Below are 23,150 nucleotides of genomic sequence, written 5' to 3' on the forward strand. Positions count from 1 at the left end.
GCTTTGTAAACATTAGTTGCTAAATTTGCATTCGTAAAATTTTCAAGTAATGTATAGAAGCCATAATTGCGGTGAGCTTAACGCATCGCATATCAACCAGGAAGTAACTCTAGCCGGATGGGTACAAAGATCACGTAACAAAGGATTCCTTATATGGGTAGACCTTAGGGATCGTTACGGTATAACCCAGCTTATATTTGACGAAGCGCGTACTCAAAAAGAGGTTTTTGAGAAGGCAGCTACACTTGGCCGTGAATTTGTTATTCAGGTTAAAGGTACTGTTATAGAGCGTGAATCTAAAAACGCTGCTATGGCCACAGGAGATATTGAGATCCTGGTTAGTGAGCTTACTATACTTAACGCTGCCATCATCCCTCCGTTCACCATTGAAGATGAGACTGACGGTGGTGAAGACATCCGAATGAAATACCGTTACCTGGACATCCGTCGTAACCCGGTTAAGAACAGCCTTATGTTCCGTCACAAAGTGGCAATGGAAGTAAGAAACTACCTTTCTAACCAGGGATTCATCGAGGTGGAGACTCCGGTACTTATAAAATCGACTCCTGAGGGCGCACGTGACTTTGTTGTACCATCAAGAATGAACCCGGGGCAATTCTATGCTCTTCCGCAATCACCACAAACCTTTAAGCAGCTGCTTATGGTAGGTGGTATGGATAAATACTTCCAAATTGTTAAATGTTTCCGTGACGAAGACCTTCGTGCTGACCGCCAGCCTGAGTTTACGCAAATTGACTGTGAAATGGCATTCGTAGAGCAGGAAGACATCATGGGTGTATTTGAAGGCCTTGCAAGCTACTTATTAAAAGAACTTAAAGGTATTGAAACCTGTAAATTCCCAAGAATGACCTATGCCGATGCCATGAGAAAATATGGTAACGACAAACCGGATATCCGTTTCGGAATGGAGTTTGGAGAACTAAACGAAGTAGCACAACACAAAGAATTTGCAGTATTCAACAGTTCAGAACTTGTTGTAGGTATTGCAGTTCCGGGTGCTGCTGCTTATACACGTAAACAGATCGACGAGCTTATCGAGTGGGTAAAACGCCCTCAGGTAGGCGCTAACGGTATGGTATATGCAAAATATGAAGCTGATGGTTCTATAAAATCATCAGTTGATAAATTCTACGATCAGGAAGACCTTAAGAAATGGGCTGAGATTACAGGTGCTCAACCGGGCGACCTTATTTTAGTACTAAGCGGTGATGCACACAAAACACGTACACGCCTTAGCGCACTCCGTATGGAGTTGGCAACACGCCTTGGACTGAGAAATCCTGAAGTATTCGCTCCACTATGGGTTGTAGACTTCCCTCTGTTAGAGTGGGATGAGGAAAGCGAGCGTTTCCACGCGATGCACCACCCGTTCACATCTCCAAAACCCGAAGACATGGCACTTCTTGAAACAAACCCTGGTGATGTAAGGGCAAATGCTTATGACCTTGTACTAAACGGTAACGAAATAGGCGGTGGCTCTATCAGGATACACGATAAAGAAACACAGGCACTGATGTTTAAATACCTTGGCTTTACCGAAGAGCAGGCAAAAGCTCAGTTTGGCTTCCTTATGGACGCGTTCCAGTTTGGTGCACCACCACACGGCGGTCTTGCATTTGGTTTCGACAGGCTTGTGGCCATCCTTGGTGGTCAGGAAACCATCCGTGACTTTATCGCGTTCCCTAAAAACAATTCAGGGCGTGATGTAATGATCGATGCTCCATCAACAATTGACAATGCTCAGCTTACCGAACTAAGCATTAAATTAAATGTAGCGCAATAAGAAGCGTTTCATCATACAATAAAAAAGCGGGAGTCACTAACTCCCGCTTTTTTTGTTTTTAAAGCTTCTCCTAAAGGTAAAAGCATTACCACCTCTTATCCAATTCCTCCCTGGTAATCATTTCATTCTTGTTCAAAGGCTCTTTGACAACTATAGCTTCTTTAACGATCTCAATATCCGTTAGAGAAATTTTATATTTATTATCCATATTAACCTCTATAATTAATCCCGGAAGACCCCAATAAAAAGAAGGCCCATCGCTTACCGGTATCGCTTCACAATACCAAGCATACACAGGAAAGGAGCGATTAAGGTATTTAGAGGTCACGGCAGCAGTTGCTTTTTTACATTTATAGCCGTTTATTACAGTCGTTTCGCCGGTTAACTCCCAATTGAATTCCCTCAGTTTATCTTTGAGGCTATATCCCCCTTCCGGATCAGAACATTCCTGCCTGAACACATTATTTCTGATATCCTTATAATAAGTATCCTCATCAGGAAGAATTACTTTATGTACCGATTGATATTTGACTCCATGTGTCTCCTTGTCAACCAGCTTCACAGATGATTTTTCGGACTAGGTAATTTTGTAAATCGATTTACCTTCAGAATATTCAAAACTATGTAAAGAAGGCATCAGTTCGCTTGGAACATCACTATCATCCCCAATCATGTTCAGAGTGGTTTTAGTGTAGGTAGCCCTAATGTTTTGGGCAATCGAAAAATTTGCAAACAACAATAGAATTATAATTATGCTTTTTTTCATTCTTTCACATAGTAAGTTAGATTACAGATTATAAACGCCGTAAAGGTTTTCTTATTTTATTAAGAAAGCTTAATTTACCAAAAAAATAAACCTTTCCCTATTTTTGTGCCACATAAACCAATACACCTTAATGAAAAAACTATACCTACTATTATTATTCGCATTACCCCTATTATCATCAGCGCAGGAAGAAATAAAATACGGAATCAATATCGGCTCAACGTACTCCGACATAAGAGGCAGGGGCTATCCGGAAGACTTTAAATATGCTTTTGGATACCTGATAGGACTTACTACAGAGATTCCCCTCAACCAAAGATGGTCATTTCGCACCGGCATTAATTACGAAAGGAAGAGTTCTGCAAAAAAAATCAATTACACCTCTAGCGGTTTTATAACTGGACCCGACGGTACCGGCGTTGAAGTTACTACTAAAGTAAATTACAAAGTTACAACCTCGCTTGATTATGTTGTCATCCCCATAAACCTGAAATACTATCTTGACATTTATGAGAATAATTATATAACTGGCGGCGGATTTATAGCATATAATTTCGACGAAGGCTATAAGATTACTGGTGACAAAACCACAAAAAGCTACGAACAGAATTATAAATCATTCGATTATGGCATCAGCTTAAGTATAGGGACAAAATTTAAGCTGAACAAAAATCATGAACTCAATGTAGAACTACGGGACAATCTTGGACTTGCAAATATTAGTACTATTGACTTAGAAAAGATCTCAACAAACAGTATCTGTTTAATCGCAAACTGGCAGTTTAGCCTGTAAACACAGACATTCTTACTGTAATTAAAAAACTTACAAATAAGCTAAATAGTTAAGAAAACAACGCATTTTTACTCGTTACAATGTATTAATATTAATTTTTTTAACATTTTTCTTTGATGTGTCAGAATAAATTTTATCTTTGAAACCATTATTAATTTTTTTTATTACAGAAATGCGAACAGGCAAAGTTAAATTTTTCATTGAGTCCAAAGGTTTTGGATTCATAACTGATGACGAAACAGGAAAGGATATTTTCGTTCATGCTACAGGCCTAAACACAGAGAATCTGCGCGAAGGAGACAAAGTGAGCTACGTTGAAGAAGAAGGAAAAAAAGGTAAAGTAGCCGCTCAGGTTGCATCGCTATAAGCTTAAAATATATTACCATATCACCTACCAATCAACCAACCGCCCTTAATAAGGGCGGTTTTTTATTTAGAATCCCACATGGAATACTAGTTTTTTAGGTGTTTTTTTAAGAATTTGACAACCGAAAAAAATTTATAATAACAATTTTTTCACATTGTGTTAAAATTTGTTAATTCGGTTTTTATTTAGAACCAATAAAAATTAAGGTTATATTCTTTTTCTATCACAAAAACGTTGAATTTGTTCAGCTATGACGTGTATATTTGTGAATTGTTTTATAAATTAAACATATAATATGCAGACAAATCAGGCGGATTATTTCCCAATTTTAATGCAAATCCTTCTTGCTGTTGGCTTTGTGGGCACTACAATTTTTGTATCGAGCCTGCTTGGCCCTAAAAGACATTCTGTAAACAAGGACAAAAACTTTGAGTGCGGTATAGAATCTGTTGGTAACGCCCGCATACCGTTTTCGGTAAAATACTTCCTTGTTGCCATCCTGTTCGTGCTTTTTGACGTTGAAGTTATATTCATGTATCCATGGGCGGTTAATTTCCGCGAAATGGGCGTTGAAGGACTTATAAAAATGGGAATCTTTATGCTTCTTCTTGTGGTAGGTTTCTTCTACGTGATGAAGAAAAAAGGTTTGGAGTGGGAATAAATGAAGGAGAAAAAGGAAGATTAAACATTTCCTTATAATCAAAAACTTAAATTACAATGAGCAAGTCATCAGATATAAAAATGGTTGAAGCACCTGAAGGATATTCAGGAGAAGGCTTTTTTGCAACAAAACTGGATACCATAGTAGGTATGGCGCGTGCTAACTCTATGTGGCCCTTGCCTTTTGCTACTTCTTGCTGTGGTATCGAATTCATGGCTACAATGGCGTCGCATTATGATGTGGCACGTTTTGGATCAGAGCGTATGAGTTTCTCTCCGCGTCAGGCCGATATGCTCCTGGTAATGGGAACCATCGCTAAAAAAATGGCGCCTATCTTGCGTCAGGTATACGAACAGATGGCTGAGCCACGCTGGGTTATCGCTGTAGGTGCATGTGCATCTTCAGGTGGTATTTTCGATACTTATTCTGTTCTTCAGGGAATTGACAAGGTAATACCGGTAGATGTTTACGTTCCGGGATGTCCGCCAAGACCAGAGCAAATTCTTGACGGTATCATGACACTTCAGGATATCGTGAGAAACGAATCGGTTAGACGAAGAAGCTCAGAAGAATACAAAGAACTATTAGCTTCTTATAATATTTCATAAGTTAAAAATGGCTTTAGAAACAACAGTTATACAGGATAAACTTACCGGCCAGTTTGGCGATAAGGTTTCTGATTTTATCCAGATCAAAGATATGTTCACTTTTGAAGTAGCTTCAGATTCTCTTTCTGAAGTTATGGGCTTTTTAAAGAATGACCCTCTGCTTCGTTTCAATTTCCTTACCGATGTTTGTGGCGTGCACTACCCTGACAATGAAGTTGACAGACAGTTTGCGACGGTATACCACATGCACAACTGGTATGACAATGTAAGGATACGCTTTAAATGTTACCTTAACGGTGAAAATCCGGAAGTAGCATCGGCAACTGAGCATTTTTTAAGTGCCAACTGGCAGGAACGTGAAACCTATGATTTCTTCGGAATCATATTTAAAGGACATCCACAACTGAAAAGAATCCTGAACATGGATGAGATGATATCTTTCCCGATGCGTAAGGAATTCCCAATGGAAGATGGAGGAAGAACCGATAAGGACGACCGTTTCTTTGGACGTACTCCGGACAACTCGACTGTTAAATAATAAAGAACAAGGAAAAATTTTTATATAAAATGTCAGACCTGTTATTACCACCAGAGCATCGTTATGCCAAGATGATCGAACAGAAGCAGAATGAAGACGGCAGCGAGCTTTCAATACTAAACCTTGGGCCTACACACCCTGCAACCCACGGTATTTTCCAGAATATCCTGCTTATGGATGGTGAGAGAATACTTGATGGCGAAGGTACTGTAGGTTATATTCACCGTGCTTTTGAGAAAATTGCCGAAAACAGGCCATTTTACCAAATAACACCACTTACCGACAGGATGAACTACTGCTCGGCTCCTATCAACAATATGGGTTGGTGGATGACACTTGAAAAAGCACTGGATATTGAAGTACCGAAAAGGGTACAGTACATGAGGGTAATTATCATGGAGTTGGCCCGTATCGCTGACCACATTATCTGTAACTCAGTATTGGGTGTAGATACGGGAGCGCTTACAGGTTTCCTTTACGTTTTCCAGTACAGAGAAAAAATATATGAGATCTATGAAGAGATTTGCGGTGCTCGTCTTACCACTAACATGGGAAGAATTGGCGGTTTCGAAAGAGACTGGAGCCCTGCAGCCTTCAAAAAAATACATACTTTCTTAGAAGAATTCCCTGCCATATGGACGGAATTCGAAAACCTGCTTACCCGTAACAGGATCTTTATGGACCGTACCATCAATGTAGGTCCGATCTCTGCCGAAAAAGCTATGAGCTACGGATTTACAGGACCAAACCTTCGTGCAGCCGGTATTGACTACGACGTTCGTGTTATGCAGCCATACAGCTCATACGAAGATTTTGAATTTGATGTTCCTGTAGGTAAATCAGGAGATACTTATGACCGTTTCTGCGTTCGTAACGCAGAGGTTTGGGAAAGTTTAAAAATCATCCGCCAGGCACTTGATAAAATGCCTGAAGGACCATACCACGCTAACGTGCCTGATTATTACCTTCCTCCAAAAGAAGAAGTGTACACAAACATGGAGGCACTTATCTATCACTTTAAAATTGTAATGGGTGAAGTTCCTGTACCTAAGACCGAAGTATACCATCCGGTAGAAGGCGGTAACGGTGAGCTTGGCTTTTACCTTATAACTGACGGAAGCCGTACTGCTTACAGGCTACACTTCCGCAGGCCGTGTTTTATTTATTACCAGGCCTTTAACGACATGGTAAAAGGACAGATGCTTTCTGATGCCATTGCAACATTATCAAGCCTCAATGTTATTGCAGGCGAACTAGACGCTTAAGATTATGAAAATTTCACACGTAAAACAGGATATAAACATCACACCCGAGCTTCAGGCAAGGATTGATGAACTGATAAGCCACTACCCTGCTGACAAAAGAAAATCGGCATTGCTACCGGTGCTTCATGAAGTACAGGATGCACATGACAACTGGCTAAGCATTGAGCTTCAGGATAAAGTTGCCGAAATACTTAACATCAAACCGATTGAGGTATATGAGGTGGTATCATTTTATACCATGTACAACCAGCAGCCTATAGGCAAGTATATGTTTGAGTTTTGCAGAACTTCATGCTGCGCTATCCGCGGAGCTGAAAACCTTATGGATTATACCTGCAACAAACTGGGCATTAAAGAAGGTGAAACCACTCCGGACGGTATGTTTACCGTAGTAGGCGTTGAGTGCCTTGGTGCCTGTGGATATGCTCCTATGCTTCAGCTGGGTGATTATTACAGAGAAAACCTGACAGAAGAGAAGATGGATGCGCTTATTGAAGAGTGCAAAAACGGACAGGTTAAATTACACTAATTAGAGACCATTACACCAAGTAACGATGGGACAGAAAATATTATTAGAACACGCAAACGTACCGGGGATAAAAACCTATGAAGTATACCGCCAACATGGTGGGTATCGCTCTGTAGAGAAAGCGCTGAAAAGCATGACTCCGGACGAAGTGGTAGAAGAAGTAAAAACTTCAGGACTTAGAGGCCGTGGAGGGGCAGGTTTCCCTACCGGTATGAAATGGAGTTTCATAGATAAAAAATCAGGCAAGCCAAGACATTTGGTTTGTAATGCCGATGAGTCGGAGCCGGGAACGTTTAAAGACCGTTACCTGATGGAGTACATCCCTCACCTTTTGATTGAAGGTATGATCACTTCGAGCTATGCTCTTGGCGCTAACCTGTCATACATCTACATCCGTGGTGAGTATATGTGGGTTTTCCGCATATTAGAAAAAGCTATTAAAGAAGCTTATGCAGCAGGATGGTTAGGTAAAAACATTTTAGGTTCCGGTTTTGACCTGGATCTTCATGTTCACTGTGGTGCCGGTGCTTATATCTGTGGTGAGGAAACTGCACTTATCGAATCGCTTGAAGGTAAAAGAGGCAATCCAAGGATTAAGCCACCATTTCCTGCGGTAAGCGGACTTTGGTCTAATCCAACTGTGGTAAACAACGTAGAATCTATCGCTGTTGTGCCATGGATCGTAAACAACTCCGGAGAAGACTATGCTAAAATTGGTATAGGACGCTCTACAGGAACAAAATTGATATCAGCTTCAGGACATATTAAAAACCCTGGGGTTTATGAAATAGAATTAGGCCTTAGCGTAGATGAGTTTATGAACTCTGACGAATACTTAGGCGGTATGATGAATGACAGGCCATTAAAGGCTTTGGTTCCCGGAGGTTCTTCGGTGCCAATCCTTCCTGCGCATCTTATCTATAAAAATGCTGAAGGTGGAGATAGACTTATGTCATACGAATCACTTTCTGAAGGTGGTTTTGCTACAGGTTCGATGCTGGGTTCAGGTGGTTTCATCGTATATAACGACACTACCTGTATCGTAAGAAACACATGGAACTTCTCTCGTTTTTACCACCACGAAAGCTGCGGACAGTGTTCGCCTTGCCGTGAAGGTACAGGATGGATGGAAAAAGTACTGCACCGTATCGAAAATGGTCACGGCCGTGAAGAAGATATCGAGTTGCTTTGGGATATTCAGCGTAAGATCGAAGGAAATACCATCTGCCCACTTGGTGATGCGGCAGCATGGCCGGTGGCAGCAGCGATACGCCACTTTAGGGATGAGTTTGAATACCACGTTCGTTTCCCTGAAAAAATCAAGAACAGAGATCACTTTGTAGCTGAGCCTTTTGAAAAAGTGAAGCATTTAGTGGCAAAACAAACAGTATAAGTTAAAAGTTATAAAGTTGAATGTTTAAAAGTTCTCTCGAAAGCCTGAAAGGCGACAAACTTTAAAACAGTATAGCATTCAACTTTCAAACATATAGAATAATGAAAGTAACAATAGACGGACAGGAAATAAACGTAGAACCGGGGACTACCATCCTCCAGGCTGCGCGAATGATAGGCGGCGAATCCGTGCCGCCGGCAATGTGCTACTATTCTAAACTTAAAGGAAGCGGTGGTAAATGCCGTTGCTGCCTTGTAGAAGTTTCTAAAGGTAGCGAGGCCGATCCAAGACCTATGCCTAAACTGGTAGCATCATGCGTTACCGGTGTTATGGATGGTATGGAGGTTAAAAGCATCACTTCTGAAAGGGTTGTTGATGCACGTAAATCGGTTACGGAATTCCTACTTATAAATCACCCGCTGGATTGCCCTATATGTGACCAGGCCGGAGAGTGTGACCTGCAAAACCTAAGCTTTAAGAACGGTTCTGCAAAAACACGCTTTGTTGAAGAGAAACGTACATTTGAACCTGAAAATATTGGTGACAATATTCAGCTTCACATGAACCGTTGTATCCTTTGCTACCGTTGTGTTATGACAGCTGACCAGCTTACGGATAACCGTGTTCACGGCGTTCTTAACCGTGGTGACCATTCACAAATCTCTACTGCTATCTCTAAAGCTATCAATAACGAATTCTCAGGAAACATGATCGATGTTTGCCCTGTAGGAGCGCTTACCGATAAGACTTTCCGATTCAAACAAAGGGTATGGTTCAACAAACCATACAATGCTCACAGGGATTGTGACAAATGCTGTGGTAAAACTACGCTTTGGATGTTTGGTGAGGAGATTCAAAGGGTTACTGCACGTAAAGATGAATACCACGAAGTGGAAGAGTTTATCTGTAACGAGTGCCGTTTTGACCACAAAGACACTAAAGACTGGGTAATTGAAGGTCCGCGTAAATTTGAGAAAGATTCTGTTATCAACCAGAACAACTATACAAGGAAACTTGATACGGTTACTATTGAAACAGAAAAACAGATACTTTTAGGCCGTGAACAGGACAGGAAGAAAATAAGTATGCCTGCCGTTCCGCTAAAAAAAGACGAAGTTCAGGTATTTAAAGAAGGAAATATATAACTATGGATCAGGCAATAATTATAGAAAAAGGCATTTTCATAGTGGTAATCTTCGCGATCACCATGCTTTTTGCCATGTATGAAACCCTTGCAGAACGTAAAATTGCTGCATGGCTTCAGGATCGTATAGGTCCGAACCGTGCCGGAAAAGGTGGTATCCTTCAGCCACTGGCCGATGGTTTGAAACTTTTCTCTAAAGAGGAGTTCATGCCTAATACGCCAAACAAATTTCTTTTCATAGTAGGCCCTGCCATATCTATGAGTACAGCCCTTATTACAAGCGCGGTAATTCCGTGGGGTGATAAGCTTCATATCTTCGGACGTGATGTTATCCTTCAGGCTACTGATATTGATGTTGCCATGCTTTATGTATTTGGCGTACTATCTGTGGGTGTATACGGTATCATGATCGGTGGATGGGCTTCTAACAACAAATTCTCGCTGATGAGTGCCATGCGTGCTTCATCACAAATGATATCATACGAGGTTGCGATGGGTCTTTCACTTATTGCCCTTGTAATGATGACAGGAACATTGAGCCTTCGCGACATGGCTTTACAACAGCACGGAATGAACTGGAACATTTTCTACCAGCCGGTAGGTTTCCTTATCTTTCTGGTATGTTCGTTTGCTGAAACCAACCGTACTCCGTTTGACCTTGCAGAATGTGAGGCCGAGCTAATCGGTGGTTACCATACTGAGTATTCTTCAATGAGAATGGGCTTTTACCTGTTTGCTGAATATGCGAGTATGTTCATTTCTTCAACTATCCTTGCGGTATTGTACTTTGGTGCTTACAACTATCCGGGTATGGACTGGGTTGCTGAAAATGCAGGAGCTAATGTTTCAAACATCATCGGAATATTTGTATTGTTTGCTAAAATATGTGCCTTCATATTCTTCTATATGTGGATACGCTGGACAATACCAAGATTCCGTTACGATCAGCTTATGAGACTTGGATGGCAAATGCTTATTCCGCTTGCCATTGCAAACATTATCATTACGGGAATTGTAATCCTGTTAAGCGACGGAAAACTTTAATTAAGTACGAAAAGAACGCCTTAGGGCAAAAAGAAATACAAAATGTCAATAGAAACCATATCATTATCGGGAAGGAAAAAGGAGGTATCTAACAAAAAGATGACCTTTTTAGAGAGCCTTTACCTTGTAGCGATCTTCAAAGGTTTGATGATCACGATCCGACATTTATTCACCAGGAAGGTAACTATTAAGTATCCTGAACAAACAAGGGAACTTAGCCCTGTTTACCGCGGACAGCATATGCTGATGCGTGACGATGAAGGCCGTGAGCGTTGTACCGCCTGCGGACTATGTGCGCTGTCTTGCCCTGCCGAAGCGATCACCATGAAAGCTGAAGAAAGAAAACCGGACGAAATGCACCTGTACAGGGAAGAGAAATATGCTTCTATCTACGAGATAAACATGCTTCGTTGCATCTTCTGCGGACTGTGTGAAGAAGCTTGTCCTAAACAGGCAATTTACCTTACCAAATCAAGGGTTATGGTAAAATCGAACAGCGACAGGGAAGACTTTATCTATGGTAAAGACAAACTTGTAATGCCGCTTGATATGGCTATTAATAACACTAAACAAATGGCGAACTAAGATGCTTTTAACTATATTCTATATTCTATCGGCCATTACATTAGCAACTGCGTTTTTAACTATTCTTAGTAAAAACCCAATTCACAGTGCTATTTACCTTGTATTATGTTTCTTCTCAATTGCCGGGCATTACCTTATGTTTAATGCGCAGTTTTTGGCAATAGTGCATATTATTGTTTATTCAGGTGCTATCATGATCCTGATGCTCTTTACGATAATGCTTATGAACCTTAATAAGGAAGACGAAAAAAACAAATCAATGCTAAGCAGGATTGCTGCTGTTGTATCATTCTGCCTTGTGGCATTTGTACTTTTAGCGACATTTATCAAAGCACAGCCAACGATAACCGAATATGCTGTTTCAGGTAAGGATTACCAGTCTATCAAAGTACTGGGTCAGGTATTACTTAACGAGTATATGCTGCCGTTTGAATTTGCGTCAGTACTGCTATTGGTTTCGATGATTGGTGCCGTATTGCTATCTAAAAAACAACACATCAACAACTAGTATGGAAAATATATTACAGCAAATAGGCATCGAAAACTACATTTACCTTTCTACACTACTGTTTTGTGTTGGTATATTCGGTGTGCTTTACAGACGAAATGCTATCGTAATGTTCATGTCAATAGAGATTATGCTTAATGCGGTTAACCTTTTGCTGGTAGCTTTTTCTACCTACCACCAGGACGCCACAGGACAGGTATTCGTATTCTTCTCTATGGCAGTAGCCGCAGCAGAAGTAGCTGTAGGTCTTGCTATACTTGTAGCAGTATACAGGAACCTGAACAACATTGATATTGATAATTTGAAAAATTTAAAAGGATAACGCCTGATGGATACAAATTTGGCTTTACTATTATTATTCGCCCCGTTTGCAGGTTTCTTGCTTAACGTTTTCTTTGGCAAAAAACTTGGCAAAGGTGCATCGGGCACATTAGGAACCCTTGCAGTGGCAACATCATTTGTTGTAACACTAACGTTCTTCTTACAGGTAATAAATACCGGAAAACCGGTAATGGTTGATCTGTTTGAATGGCTAACTTTAGCGAACTTCAATGTAAACTTCGGTTTCCAATTAGACCAGCTTTCGCTACTATGGTTAATGTTTGTTACCGGTATAGGTACGCTTATCCATGTATATTCTATAAGCTATATGCATGACGATGAGAACATGCACAAATTCTTCGCTTACCTTAACCTTTTCATATTCTTTATGATTACGCTTGTTATAGGAAGCAACCTTCTTATAATGTTTATCGGTTGGGAAGGTGTTGGACTTTGTTCTTACCTGCTAATTGGTTTCTGGTACAAAAATCAGGACTATAACGATGCGGCTAAAAAAGCATTCATTATGAACCGTATTGGTGACTTAGGTTTCCTTATCGGTATCTTCATCATCGGATATTTATTCCACTCATTAGACTATACCACTATCGCTACTGCCCTTTCTTCCGGCGCAGAGGTAGACGCAACATGGTTAAGCATTGCTGCATTATGCCTTTTCATAGGTGCTTGTGGTAAGAGTGCACAATTACCATTATATACATGGTTACCGGATGCGATGGCAGGACCTACACCGGTTTCAGCCCTTATTCACGCAGCTACGATGGTAACAGCCGGTATCTTCATGGTTACGAGAATGAACTTCCTGTTTAACTTAACACCTGATGTACAAACTGTAATTGCAGTGGTAGGAGCCATTACTTCGCTAATTGCTGCAGCCATAGGCCTTGTTCAGAATGACATCAAAAAAGTGCTTGCTTACTCTACAGTATCGCAATTAGGACTAATGTTCCTTGCTCTTGGTCTTGGTGCTTATGAAATTGCTGTTTTCCACGTAATAACACACGCATTCTTTAAAGCATGTTTATTCCTTGGTTCAGGTTCTGTTATCCACGCACTTCATGGCGAGCAGGATATGCGCAATATGGGTGGGCTTAAAGGTGTAATGAAGATTACTTACATTACATTCCTTATCTCAACACTTGCTATCTCAGGATTACCTCCATTCTCAGGTTTCTTCTCTAAAGATGAGATCCTGATGACGGCTTTCCACCAAAATAAAGTGCTTTGGGTAATCGGATCGTTAGCGTCAATCATGACGGCTTTCTATATGTTCCGTTTACTATACCTTACTTTCTACAAAGACTTCAGAGGTACAGAAGAGCAAAAACACCATTTACACGAATCTCCGGGACTAATTACATTCCCTCTTATCGTTTTAGCAATTCTTGCTTTAGTTGGAGGAGTTATCAGCCTTCCGGGCAACAGCTGGCTAAATCATTATCTTGCTCCTGTTCTTGCTAAGCCGGCGCATCACCATGAACTTGACGGCACTGCATACATGCTTATGGGTATTGCTGTAGTAGGTGCGCTAATCGGTATCGGAGTAGCTTATTCAAAATACATCAAGCAATCGGCTGTACCTGCACAGGATAGTGAGATTACAGGATTTGCTAAAGTATTGTATAACAAATTTTATGTAGACGAGATTTACACTGCCATAATTGTAAACCCAATTTATGCAATCGGAAGCTTCTTCAGAGATGTTACCGAGGCAGCTTTTTCAGGCTTTATATTCGGTCTGGGTAAAGTGGCAAATATGCTGGGCAGCGAAGGAAAAACCCTTCAGACGGGAAGTATCGGCTTTTACCTTTTTGCATTCGTGCTGGGTATCTGCTCAATAGTAGTTTATATATTTTTGGCAAAATAATTCATAACTGATGGACATATCATTTGTACTTATTATCTTATTATTCGGGGCAGCAGCAAGTTACTTTGTAGGCGACAAGTGGGCCTCTAAGGCAGCGCTTATTTTCAGTACGGCTGCATTTGCTGCGACTGCTTACCTTACTTATAAATATACAGGGGGTGCCTCTGTTAGCTACATTAAAACGTGGGTTGAAAATCCTATGATCATTTTAGGATTTCAGGCAGATTCGCTATCGCTTACCATGCTTTTGCTAACTACAGCGCTTACCCCAATAATCATACTGGCAACCTTCAGAAATTCGATTAATAATTCAAGAACTTTTTATGCACTTATCCTTTTCATGGCATTTGCCATGGCAGGTACATTTGTAAGCGTTGATGGTTTTGTTTATTATATATTCTGGGAGCTTTCGCTAATTCCAATCTACTTTATTTCACTTCTGTGGGGTAATGGCGACTGGGAAAGCAGAAAAAAGGCTGTTGTAAAGTTCTTCATTTACACGTTTGCAGGCTCACTTTTCATGCTGGTAGCCTTTATATACCTGTATCAAAAAGGAGGAAACTTCCTAAACACAACGCTATACAGAGCTATATTAACTGACAAAGAACAGTTCTTTATATTCCTGGCATTCTTTTTAGCTTATGCTATCAAAATTCCAATTATACCATTCCACACATGGCAGGCTAATGTATACCAAAAGTCACCAACCGCAGGTACTATGCTTTTATCGGGTATCATGCTTAAGATGGCTATTTACAGTATCATCAGATGGCAATTGCCTATTGCCCCTAAACCTGCAACTGAATACATGTATGTTTTTGTAGGCCTTGGTATTGCCGGTGTTATATATGGATCCATCCTCGCACTGAAACAGACAGACATCAAAAAACTACTTGCTTATTCATCGCTTGCTCACGTAGGACTTATCGCTGCCGGTGCTTACACACTTACCCTTGATGGTATCCGTGGTGCTTTCCTTCAAATGCTTGCTCACGGTTTCGTAGTCGTAGGCCTTTTCTATGCTGCTGAGATTATTTCACGCAGATATGCTACAGGAGAGATTAGCGAGATGGGGGGAATAAGAGTACAGACGCCTAAGTTTGCTTCAATGTTCATGATATTGGTACTGGCATCGGTAGCCATGCCGTTAACTTTTAACTTCATTGGAGAGTTCGAGTTGCTGTACAGTATGGCACAAACGCATATATGGTTTGCCGTAATTGCAGGAACTACAATTATACTGGGTGCTTTTTACATGCTAAAAATGTTCCAGCAGGTAATGCTTGGTGAGCAAAATGCTAAACCGTTTGCAGATGTTACTTTTGGCGAAGCTTTTGTTTTCATAGCAATTATCGCCGTATTGATATTCTTTGGTATCTATCCGAAACCAATTACCGAATTTATTACTCCGGAACTTGAGAGACTTGTTCGAATTATAAACAGATTTAATTAAGCCCGATATAAGATGTATACATTAATAGCTATTGCAGGATTAGGGATTATATGCCTTATAGCTGAGATTTTTAACTTAAGAAAGGCTATCGTTCCTATCACTATTTTGGGATTATTAGGATCGCTTGCGCTTACAGTGCCGGATTTTGGACATTACTACCGCTATTTTAACAGCATGGTAATCACCAATAATTTTTCGGCAGCATTTTCGTGCTTATTCATAATACTTACGATTTTCCTTATTGCACTTACTCCGGATTTCCACAAAGAGCATAAAGCCAAACTATCCGATTTTGTAGCCATAAAACTTTTCCTTTTAACAGGAGCTATTGCAATGGTATGTTTTGGAAACCTTGCGATGTTCTTCCTTGGAATTGAGATTCTTTCTATCGCACTTTATGTACTGGCAGCCAGCCAGCCTAAAAACCTGAAAAGTAACGAAGCTGGTATGAAATACTTCCTTATGGGAGCTTTTGCCTCAGGTTTCATTCTTTTTGGTATAGCACTTATTTATGGTGCAACAGGTTCATTTGACACTTCTGTTATCTACGGTAAGATTCTTGAAAACCAACCTATGCCTGCATGGTACTTTATCGGTATTGTAATGATGTCAATAGGTTTATTATTCAAAATTGCAGCTGTTCCGTTCCATTTCTGGGCACCGGATGTATATGAAGGATCACCTGCACTTACGACAGCAACAATGAGCACGCTTACAAAGGTTGCTGCCATTGCTGCCTTCTTTAAGCTTATGACAAGCCTGAACCTAACCGTTCCGGGTACTTATATTACAATAATAAGTATTGTTTCGATACTGTCTATGACAGTGGGTAACATTACCGCTTTAGTACAGACTAACGTAAAACGTATGCTTGCATTTTCGGGTATATCACATGCCGGATTCATGCTAATGGTATTCTTTAACCCTATCGAAACTCCTGGTACGCTGTTATACTATACTGCTGCTTATGCATTTGCAGGGATTGCTGCCTTTGCTGTTATCCTTTCGGTTTGTGGTGATAAAGGAAACGAAGAGGTATATAACTTTAACGGACTTGGAAAACGCAACCCTCTTATGGCTGCGGTATTAACGTGTTCGTTATTATCAATGGCGGGGATTCCTATTTTCTCAGGTTTCTTTGCTAAATTCTTCCTGTTCAACCAGGTTTTAAGCACAGGCCATGTGGCAATCGTTATCATAGCGATTCTTAACTCTATCGTGAGTGTTGGATACTACTTCAAACTGATTCTGGCCATGTATACTAAAGAAGCTACTTCTGAGGTTCAGCCTACACCGGTTATGTATACAATCGTAGCTGTACTTTCTATAGCTCTTAATATTGCTATGGGACTTCAGCCCGACTTTGTACTTGGACTATTAAAAATATAAAACAAAAACTAACATAATGCTAAAAGGCCACCGTTTTACCCCGGTGGCCTTTTCTTTTATAACTAACCTGAATTAAATAGAAGTATATCCTCCGTCGGCAATAACATAACTGCCTGTGGTAAATGAGGATTTATCTGAACTCAGGAACAATACCAGCTCTGCAATCTCCTGAGGTGTACCCAGCCTTTTCATAGTACTCTTATCGGCAACTGCCTGCATCATATCTTTATTAAGGTGATCTGTCAGCAGCGGAGTTTCGATATAACCCGGCCCAACAGCATTACAGCGGATATTTTTCTCGCCATATTCAGATGCAATATTTTTAGTAAGACCCACTACCCCATGCTTAGAAGCCGTATAAGCCGGACTGTTAGGGGCAGCCACACTACCATGTATAGAAGCTATATTTACAATGCTTCCTCCTCCGTTCTTCATCATCTGTTCAATCTCATAACGACAGGCATAAAACACACCATTAAGGTTCAATGCAATTACCCTGTCCCATGCAGCAGGATCGTATTCTCCTGTTGGCGCTGCAGGTCCGCCCATACCAGCATTATTGCAGGCTATGTCCAATCTGCCGTATTTAGCAACAACAGCTTCAACCAGTTTTTTGTTCTCTTCGGCAACAGACGAATCAGCTTTAACAAAAAAAGCCTCTCCACCGGCTTCCTGTATTGCTTTTACGGTAGCATTACCGTGTTCTTCGTTAATATCTGTGATTACCACTTTAGCGCCTTCACGTGCATATGTTTCTGCAACTGCACGCCCTATACCCGATCCGGCACCCGATACTACAGCTACCTTATCTTTTAATAATGACATAATGTATGAATTTTAAAATGTATCTTAAATTTACGAATAAAGCAGCCAAAAGCCTGTTACCCAGAGGTTACTTAACACTACTTTAACGAACCTGTACAGCATTTTAAAACTGGCAACAAATCAAAATTTACTGAAGTCAGGAAGCGTTAAATCTTCACCTCCTTTTTTATTCGGATCCAACAGGCTTTTATAGTCAATTCCCTGTAAAACACGTTTGGTATCTTTGGTTTCCCATTCGTATACCTTCTCATGTGATTCTTTTCTTTTATTAAGAATTGCCCTTTCAGAAGGCAGTTCGCTTAAAAACATTTTCCCACCAAACGGTTTAAATTTTTCATTCGATTCGCTAACAAAATAGTATTGAAAATTATCTCTGAATAGAACTTCTTCTTCGATCGTTTTCACCACATCTTCCACAGGCGCTTCTATTGTTTGATTATTGCTGCACGGATAACAAACTTCAAAGGCTTTATATGTAGTATCTCTGCCATTCATACCTACATTATGCACGGTGGCTTCCAGAATCACACCCGGCAAACCAAACAGCTTTAAAGGCCCATACGGCAATGGTATACTATCAGTATACCAAACGGTATATTTTGTCCCCCTGAAAATAGTCGTAGCCTTCTTAACGTTGTAACCGGCAATCACTTTGGTTTTTTCAGACAGTTCCCATTTCATCTCTACCCAGTTATCCTTAACTACATAGGGCGGAAAACTGGCAAGTTTAAGCTGGTTATAGGTAATCTCTTTAGTTATGAAATTCCTGTAGACCATAAACCCTTTTTCAGATGATGTCGGGCCGACATAACCTATTGCTGCCGAATCACCCATTAATTCACCCGTATTATGTTTCTCTTCCATGCCAAATCTTCCGGCAACAAAAACAGTTTCGCTAGAATTGAAATTGAGAAAAGCCGGAGCATCAGCGTACTCCTGGCTAAAAGGAGAAACCTGTCTTTTAAAAATATACTTTACGTAACCTGACTGCAGGCTGTCCGCCACCTGCATGTCCTGTGCAACACCTTTAACTGTTAAGCAGAATAAAACTAAAACCAGTAGCTGTTTCATGTAATTAAAATCTTATAAGATCAAAAATAATGAATTCAACGATACCAATAGCAAAGTCACAATCCTTTTTCAGAGCACAAACAATCCGTTTTTGAATTAACTTTGTAGTTATGTATGCCCTCGTAGACTGTAATAACTTTTATGTATCCTGTGAAAGGGTTTTCCAGCCGCAATGGCAGGGTAAACCTGTTGTGGTATTGTCTAACAACGACGGCTGCATCATTTCCCGAAGCGATGAGGCTAAAGCTATGGGCATACCTATGGGAGCCCCTGAGTTTAAAGTAAGAGAACAGCTTAAAGCAGACAACGTAAAAGTATTCTCAAGCAACTACTCGCTCTATGGCGACCTTAGCGACCGTGTTTTTGGCATCCTGCGCACCTTTACCCCAAATGTGGAAGAATATAGCATAGATGAAGCCTTTCTGGATTTTTATGGGGTTTCTATTGAAGACTACCATGCCTATGGCACCGCAATGAAAAAGCGTATAATGAAATGGCTCAGCATACCGGTATGTGTAGGCATCGCACCAACAAAAACCCTTGCCAAGGCTGCAAACCGCATTGCACGAAAATATCCTGACAGAACGCTGGGCACTTATGTTATCGACTCTGAAGAAAAACGCATAAAGGCACTAAAATGGCTTAAAATAGAGGATGTCTGGGGCATTGGATACCGCACCGGAAAAAAGCTCAAAGCCCGTAATGTACTTACGGCTTATGATTTTGTACAGCCTCATATGGAGCAGTGGATACAAAATGAAATGGGCGTGGTAGGCAAACGCATTAAGTGCGAACTTGAAGGCACACCTACCCTGGGCAGCGGAGAAGTTCCGGAAAAGAAAAAGAGCATTGCAACTACACGCAGTTTCCCAAAACAACTTACGGATTATGATCTTATCCGTGAACGCGTATCCACTTTTGCAACCGTTACAGCCGAGAAGTTACGCAAGCAAAACTCACTATGCCACACCATTATTGTAATGCTTGTTGCCGATAAGCACAGCATCAATAATCCAAAATACTATTACAGCAGATCGGTTACCCTGCCTTATGCCACAGCCTCTGCACTTACCATTAGCAATGCCGCGGTAGAACTGCTAAAAAATATGCTGGAAAACACCGATACGATACGGTTTAAAAAAGCCGGAGTTGTAGTTACGGAACTGATTCCTGACAATGCAAAACAGTTTAACATGTTCGATGACGAAGATCCAAGGCACCAGGCCCTGATGAAGGCCATGGACAAAGTAAACACAAAACATGGCGGACGCAAAATACGACTGGCCACTCAGGCAAAAAAAACCTGGGACATGAACCAGAAAATGTTATCGCCCCGCTATACCACTGATATTAATGATATACTTGTAGTACAATGTCGATAAAGAAAAATCATATCCCTAAAGTTTCTGTACATCCACCCGATTTTGAGAGTGGTACGTCGCAGCCTTTTGTATCTCATGGGGTAAAGGCCGGTTTTCCATCTCCTGCACTGGATTTTATGGAATACAAGATCGATCTTAATAAAGTGGTTTCAGACCGAAATCCCCTGGCTACCTTTTATATTAAAGTTGATGGAAACTCCATGACCGGAGCGGGTATAGATGATGGCGATATTTTAGTTACCGACCGTAGCCTTGAACCCGCCGACGGAAAAATAGCCGTTTGCCTTATTGATGGTGAATTTACGGTAAAGCGTTTAAAAATTGATACCGACTGCCTCTACCTTATGCCCGAAAATCCGGACTACCCACCGGTAAAAGTTACCGAAGACAACCAGTTTGTCGTCTGGGGTATAGTCACTTACATCATTAAGAAGGTAGGGTAGCTAAAGTTCAAGAGGTGTGAAGTCAGTACTTATGGTATGATTGTGGATATTTCTAACAGGGAACATTGATAAATTCCCGACCTTTATAGTTCCAAAAAACACACACAATTTTATGCAGGATACTCCTATCTCCAAAACGCAGCTTTTGGTCATGTCGGCTGCAGCAGGTATTTGCGTAGCCAATATTTATTACAACCAACCCATACTTAAAGACATAGCACATGATTTTAGCGTTAGCGAAAGTCACGCCGGAATTCTATCAGTGTTAGCGCAGGCCGGTTATGGACTTGGGCTCTTCTTCATCACCCCTCTTGGTGACAAGGTAAACCGAAAGAAACTCATACTACTGCTACAGTTAATATTGGTTGGTACTTTAGTAGGTACAACCTTTGTTCAAAACTTTTTCTGGGTGAGTGTTTTCAGCCTTCTTATTGGTTTGCTAAGCGTAGCAGCACAGGTAATACTGCCGTTAGCTGCCAGTATGGACAGCGTGAATCGTGGGCGTAACGTAGGCATTATTATTACCGGTATACTTGTAGGTATACTGGCTGCAAGGGTATTTAGCGGCCTTATCGCCGAATGGGCCAATTGGCGTTGGGTATATGGTATATCGTCTGTTATGGTAATGCTTGGCGCATTAACCTTCCAGTTTACGATTCCTGACCGAAAACAGGTTATGTTTGAAGGCAATTATATACAGCTTTTAGGCTCAGCATTGCAGCAGTTTAAACGTTTTACCTTATTGCGAAGAACGGCTCTTTTAGGCGGACTTGCCTTTGGTATCTTCTGTTCGTTCTGGACGACACTAACGTTTCACCTCAGCGGAGCACCTTTTAACTTTGGTACAGATATCATCGGACTATTTGGTATACTGGCTATAGGTGGTGCCATGATAGCCCCATTGGTAGGAAAACTGGCCGACAAAGGAGACCCGGCACGTTCGCAGGCAATCTCCATTAGCCTTGTACTTATCTCAATACTGCTTGTAATGGCAATGCCCGAATCGGTAGTGGCATTCATTATAACTGTATTGCTGCTTGATGTAGGTGTTCAGGCTACACAGGTAACCAATATTGCAACCATATATACCCTTGATGCCACTGCGCATAGCCGTATCAATACTGCTTATATGACCACTTATTTTATTGGTGGTGCACTGGGCACATTTGTAGGTATCCGTTGTTGGGATGCCGGAGGATGGCCTGTTGTTACCTGGCAATTACTGTTATGGTGTGTTGCGTGTTTAGTAATTGCGGTTTGGGGATTGAGGAAGAAAGCTTAGTTCAACTTTACAATTTCAAATAAAAAAGCCTCACGAAAGTGAGGCTTTTTCCATAAATCACAAGTGTGATTTGGATTAGAAACTTGGGGGAATCTAATATCGCTATATCTTAGTGTGTACCATTGGTACAAGGACAGTCGCTAATACCCTGGAAGATGTCAAGACCTATGGTTACCATGTGTGTTCCGTTGTTATAAGCTAAGAGCTCGTTGGTAGTTACCTGGTAAGAGTAGGCAAAATAAAAGTTATGGTATTTAAGCCCAACCATTGGACCTATGTTTAACGGATCTCCAAACTGGTCATTCAGGAAACGGTAGTTGATACCCGCCCAGTAATAATTCTCATTATCCATATAACGGAACTTAAGGTTAAAGTCGGTACTCGACCTTCCATCAGCTTCAAAATAGTGGAAGTAAGCCGAAGGCTCAACTTCAAAATTACTGCTTCCTCTAAAAGTATAACCGGTATATACCTGATAGTTTCTTAATTTCTTAGGCTCATTGATTCCGTAAATATCAATGTCTTTGTTTAGGATATTACCGGCAGTGAAGCTTGCATAAAAAGCGCCCTGGCGGTATAGTGCCGACACATCGAAGTTGTGGTTTACTGTATAACGGTTGTTGTTAACCGAACCATCAGGAGTTTGCATGTCTTCAATATCAATCTTAAACTGGTTCATGTTATACGATAATCCTAACGAAAGATACTGCTCATAGTAATCATCAAGAATAAGGTGGTGAGCATACGAAATCCTTCCACCATATTGTCTTGTATAACCATTCTTATCATTGTAAAAGAATATCCCTACCCCATCGTGTGCCGTTATCCTTGCGTCGGCAGCCAGCGACTGGTTATCGGGAGCGTCTTTTACACCTACCCACTGCGTAAGGCCATTGGCTCTTATTTTAACATAGTCCCCAATCCCGGCATAGGCAGGAGAAATAACAAATGGGTTGTCTGCCAGATATTGTGTAAATGTAGGTATGTTAAGCTCCTGCGCATTTACATACGGGAAAGCTATGATTAGTACTAGCAGGGTAATTATTTTTTTCATTGTGTCCTTATGTTTTTGTCCAAATTGAAATTTTTAA

At 40.9% G+C, this 23,150-nt stretch carries 25 protein-coding genes; 20 read left to right on the forward strand and 5 right to left on the reverse strand.

Annotation, left to right across the window (positions count from 1 at the left end):
- Positions 1-49: 49 nt before the first annotated feature.
- A complete protein-coding gene (aspS, locus tag DEU42_RS10105) occupies positions 50-1,804 on the forward strand; it encodes an aspartate--tRNA ligase (protein ID WP_114758176.1) in 1,755 nt (584 codons plus the stop codon).
- Between the two features lie 85 nt (positions 1,805-1,889).
- On the opposite strand, the gene DEU42_RS10110 is transcribed toward aspS, so the two are convergent.
- Positions 1,890-2,366: a GLPGLI family protein gene (locus tag DEU42_RS10110; protein ID WP_114758177.1), complete on the reverse strand. Its 477-nt coding sequence runs from the start codon at positions 2,364-2,366 to the stop codon at positions 1,890-1,892.
- 15 nt (positions 2,367-2,381) lie between these two features.
- Positions 2,382-2,570, reverse strand: coding sequence for a hypothetical protein (locus DEU42_RS10115; protein WP_114758178.1), 189 nt, complete (start codon positions 2,568-2,570; stop codon positions 2,382-2,384).
- A 130-nt stretch (positions 2,571-2,700) separates the two neighbouring features.
- Between DEU42_RS10115 and DEU42_RS10120 the strand changes: the two genes are divergently transcribed.
- The 16 genes from DEU42_RS10120 to DEU42_RS10195 all read left to right on the forward strand — a co-directional run bounded on the left by DEU42_RS10120 (position 2,701) and on the right by DEU42_RS10195 (position 17,056).
- A complete protein-coding gene (locus tag DEU42_RS10120; RefSeq protein WP_114758179.1) occupies positions 2,701-3,363 on the forward strand; it encodes a porin family protein in 663 nt (220 codons plus the stop codon).
- A 172-nt stretch (positions 3,364-3,535) separates the two neighbouring features.
- A complete protein-coding gene (locus tag DEU42_RS10125; RefSeq protein WP_114758180.1) occupies positions 3,536-3,730 on the forward strand; it encodes a cold-shock protein in 195 nt (64 codons plus the stop codon).
- Positions 3,731-4,025: 295 nt separating this feature from the next.
- Positions 4,026-4,391 carry an NADH-quinone oxidoreductase subunit A gene (locus DEU42_RS10130; protein ID WP_114758181.1) on the forward strand — a complete coding sequence of 122 codons (366 nt, stop codon included), beginning with the start codon at positions 4,026-4,028 and terminating at the stop codon, positions 4,389-4,391.
- A 56-nt stretch (positions 4,392-4,447) separates the two neighbouring features.
- Entirely contained in the window at positions 4,448-4,999 is a 552-nt protein-coding gene (locus tag DEU42_RS10135) for an NADH-quinone oxidoreductase subunit B (RefSeq protein ID WP_114758182.1), read from the forward strand.
- Between the two features lie 7 nt (positions 5,000-5,006).
- Entirely contained in the window at positions 5,007-5,537 is a 531-nt protein-coding gene (locus DEU42_RS10140; protein ID WP_114758183.1) for an NADH-quinone oxidoreductase subunit C, read from the forward strand.
- A 29-nt stretch (positions 5,538-5,566) separates the two neighbouring features.
- The gene (locus DEU42_RS10145; protein WP_114758184.1) at positions 5,567-6,802 is read left to right on the forward strand and encodes an NADH-quinone oxidoreductase subunit D; all 1,236 of its coding nucleotides are present in this window, start codon (positions 5,567-5,569) and stop codon (positions 6,800-6,802) included.
- A gap of 4 nt (positions 6,803-6,806) precedes the next feature.
- On the forward strand, positions 6,807-7,331 hold the full coding sequence (nuoE, locus tag DEU42_RS10150; protein WP_114758185.1) for a complex I 24 kDa subunit family protein: 525 nt from the start codon (positions 6,807-6,809) through the stop codon (positions 7,329-7,331).
- Positions 7,332-7,356: 25 nt separating this feature from the next.
- On the forward strand, positions 7,357-8,724 hold the full coding sequence (nuoF, locus tag DEU42_RS10155) for an NADH-quinone oxidoreductase subunit NuoF (protein ID WP_114758186.1): 1,368 nt from the start codon (positions 7,357-7,359) through the stop codon (positions 8,722-8,724).
- Between the two features lie 101 nt (positions 8,725-8,825).
- Entirely contained in the window at positions 8,826-9,869 is a 1,044-nt protein-coding gene (locus DEU42_RS10160) for a 2Fe-2S iron-sulfur cluster-binding protein (protein WP_114758187.1), read from the forward strand.
- A 2-nt stretch (positions 9,870-9,871) separates the two neighbouring features.
- Positions 9,872-10,912, forward strand: a complete 1,041-nt coding sequence (nuoH, locus tag DEU42_RS10165; RefSeq protein WP_114758188.1) for an NADH-quinone oxidoreductase subunit NuoH — start codon at positions 9,872-9,874, stop codon at positions 10,910-10,912.
- 42 nt (positions 10,913-10,954) lie between these two features.
- A complete protein-coding gene (nuoI, locus tag DEU42_RS10170) occupies positions 10,955-11,497 on the forward strand; it encodes an NADH-quinone oxidoreductase subunit NuoI (RefSeq protein ID WP_114758189.1) in 543 nt (180 codons plus the stop codon).
- A 1-nt stretch (position 11,498) separates the two neighbouring features.
- On the forward strand, positions 11,499-12,005 hold the full coding sequence (locus DEU42_RS10175) for an NADH-quinone oxidoreductase subunit J (RefSeq protein WP_114758190.1): 507 nt from the start codon (positions 11,499-11,501) through the stop codon (positions 12,003-12,005).
- Between the two features lies 1 nt (position 12,006).
- Positions 12,007-12,327: an NADH-quinone oxidoreductase subunit NuoK gene (gene nuoK, locus DEU42_RS10180; RefSeq protein ID WP_114758191.1), complete on the forward strand. Its 321-nt coding sequence runs from the start codon at positions 12,007-12,009 to the stop codon at positions 12,325-12,327.
- A 6-nt stretch (positions 12,328-12,333) separates the two neighbouring features.
- Complete coding sequence (gene nuoL, locus DEU42_RS10185) at positions 12,334-14,214, forward strand: NADH-quinone oxidoreductase subunit L (RefSeq protein ID WP_114758192.1); 1,881 nt, start codon at positions 12,334-12,336, stop codon at positions 14,212-14,214.
- 10 nt (positions 14,215-14,224) lie between these two features.
- Positions 14,225-15,667, forward strand: coding sequence for a NuoM family protein (locus DEU42_RS10190; RefSeq protein ID WP_114758193.1), 1,443 nt, complete (start codon positions 14,225-14,227; stop codon positions 15,665-15,667).
- A gap of 12 nt (positions 15,668-15,679) precedes the next feature.
- Positions 15,680-17,056, forward strand: a complete 1,377-nt coding sequence (locus DEU42_RS10195) for an NADH-quinone oxidoreductase subunit N (protein ID WP_114758194.1) — start codon at positions 15,680-15,682, stop codon at positions 17,054-17,056.
- Positions 17,057-17,128: 72 nt separating this feature from the next.
- Here DEU42_RS10195 and DEU42_RS10200 read toward each other — a convergent pair whose 3' ends face one another.
- Both DEU42_RS10200 and DEU42_RS10205 read right to left on the reverse strand, forming a co-directional pair.
- Positions 17,129-17,881 carry an SDR family NAD(P)-dependent oxidoreductase gene (locus DEU42_RS10200; protein WP_114758195.1) on the reverse strand — a complete coding sequence of 251 codons (753 nt, stop codon included), beginning with the start codon at positions 17,879-17,881 and terminating at the stop codon, positions 17,129-17,131.
- A gap of 120 nt (positions 17,882-18,001) precedes the next feature.
- Positions 18,002-18,952, reverse strand: coding sequence for a GLPGLI family protein (locus DEU42_RS10205; protein ID WP_114758196.1), 951 nt, complete (start codon positions 18,950-18,952; stop codon positions 18,002-18,004).
- A gap of 110 nt (positions 18,953-19,062) precedes the next feature.
- Here DEU42_RS10205 and DEU42_RS10210 point away from each other — a divergent pair, with 110 nt between their 5' ends.
- From DEU42_RS10210 to DEU42_RS10220, 3 genes are all read left to right on the forward strand, one after another.
- On the forward strand, positions 19,063-20,334 hold the full coding sequence (locus DEU42_RS10210) for a Y-family DNA polymerase (protein WP_114758197.1): 1,272 nt from the start codon (positions 19,063-19,065) through the stop codon (positions 20,332-20,334).
- Positions 20,325-20,777 carry a LexA family protein gene (locus DEU42_RS10215; protein ID WP_114758198.1) on the forward strand — a complete coding sequence of 151 codons (453 nt, stop codon included), beginning with the start codon at positions 20,325-20,327 and terminating at the stop codon, positions 20,775-20,777. Before DEU42_RS10210 ends, DEU42_RS10215 begins: the two co-directional genes overlap by 10 nt.
- 112 nt (positions 20,778-20,889) lie before the next feature.
- Positions 20,890-22,059 carry an MFS transporter gene (locus DEU42_RS10220; protein WP_233506656.1) on the forward strand — a complete coding sequence of 390 codons (1,170 nt, stop codon included), beginning with the start codon at positions 20,890-20,892 and terminating at the stop codon, positions 22,057-22,059.
- A gap of 109 nt (positions 22,060-22,168) precedes the next feature.
- Here DEU42_RS10220 and DEU42_RS10225 read toward each other — a convergent pair whose 3' ends face one another.
- On the reverse strand, positions 22,169-23,113 hold the full coding sequence (locus DEU42_RS10225; protein WP_114758199.1) for a type IX secretion system membrane protein PorP/SprF: 945 nt from the start codon (positions 23,111-23,113) through the stop codon (positions 22,169-22,171).
- Positions 23,114-23,150: the final 37 nt, after the last annotated feature.

This window comes from Flavobacterium sp. AG291 (assembly GCF_003350375.1).
Taxonomy (GTDB): Bacteria; Bacteroidota; Bacteroidia; order Flavobacteriales; family Flavobacteriaceae; genus Flavobacterium; species Flavobacterium suzhouense.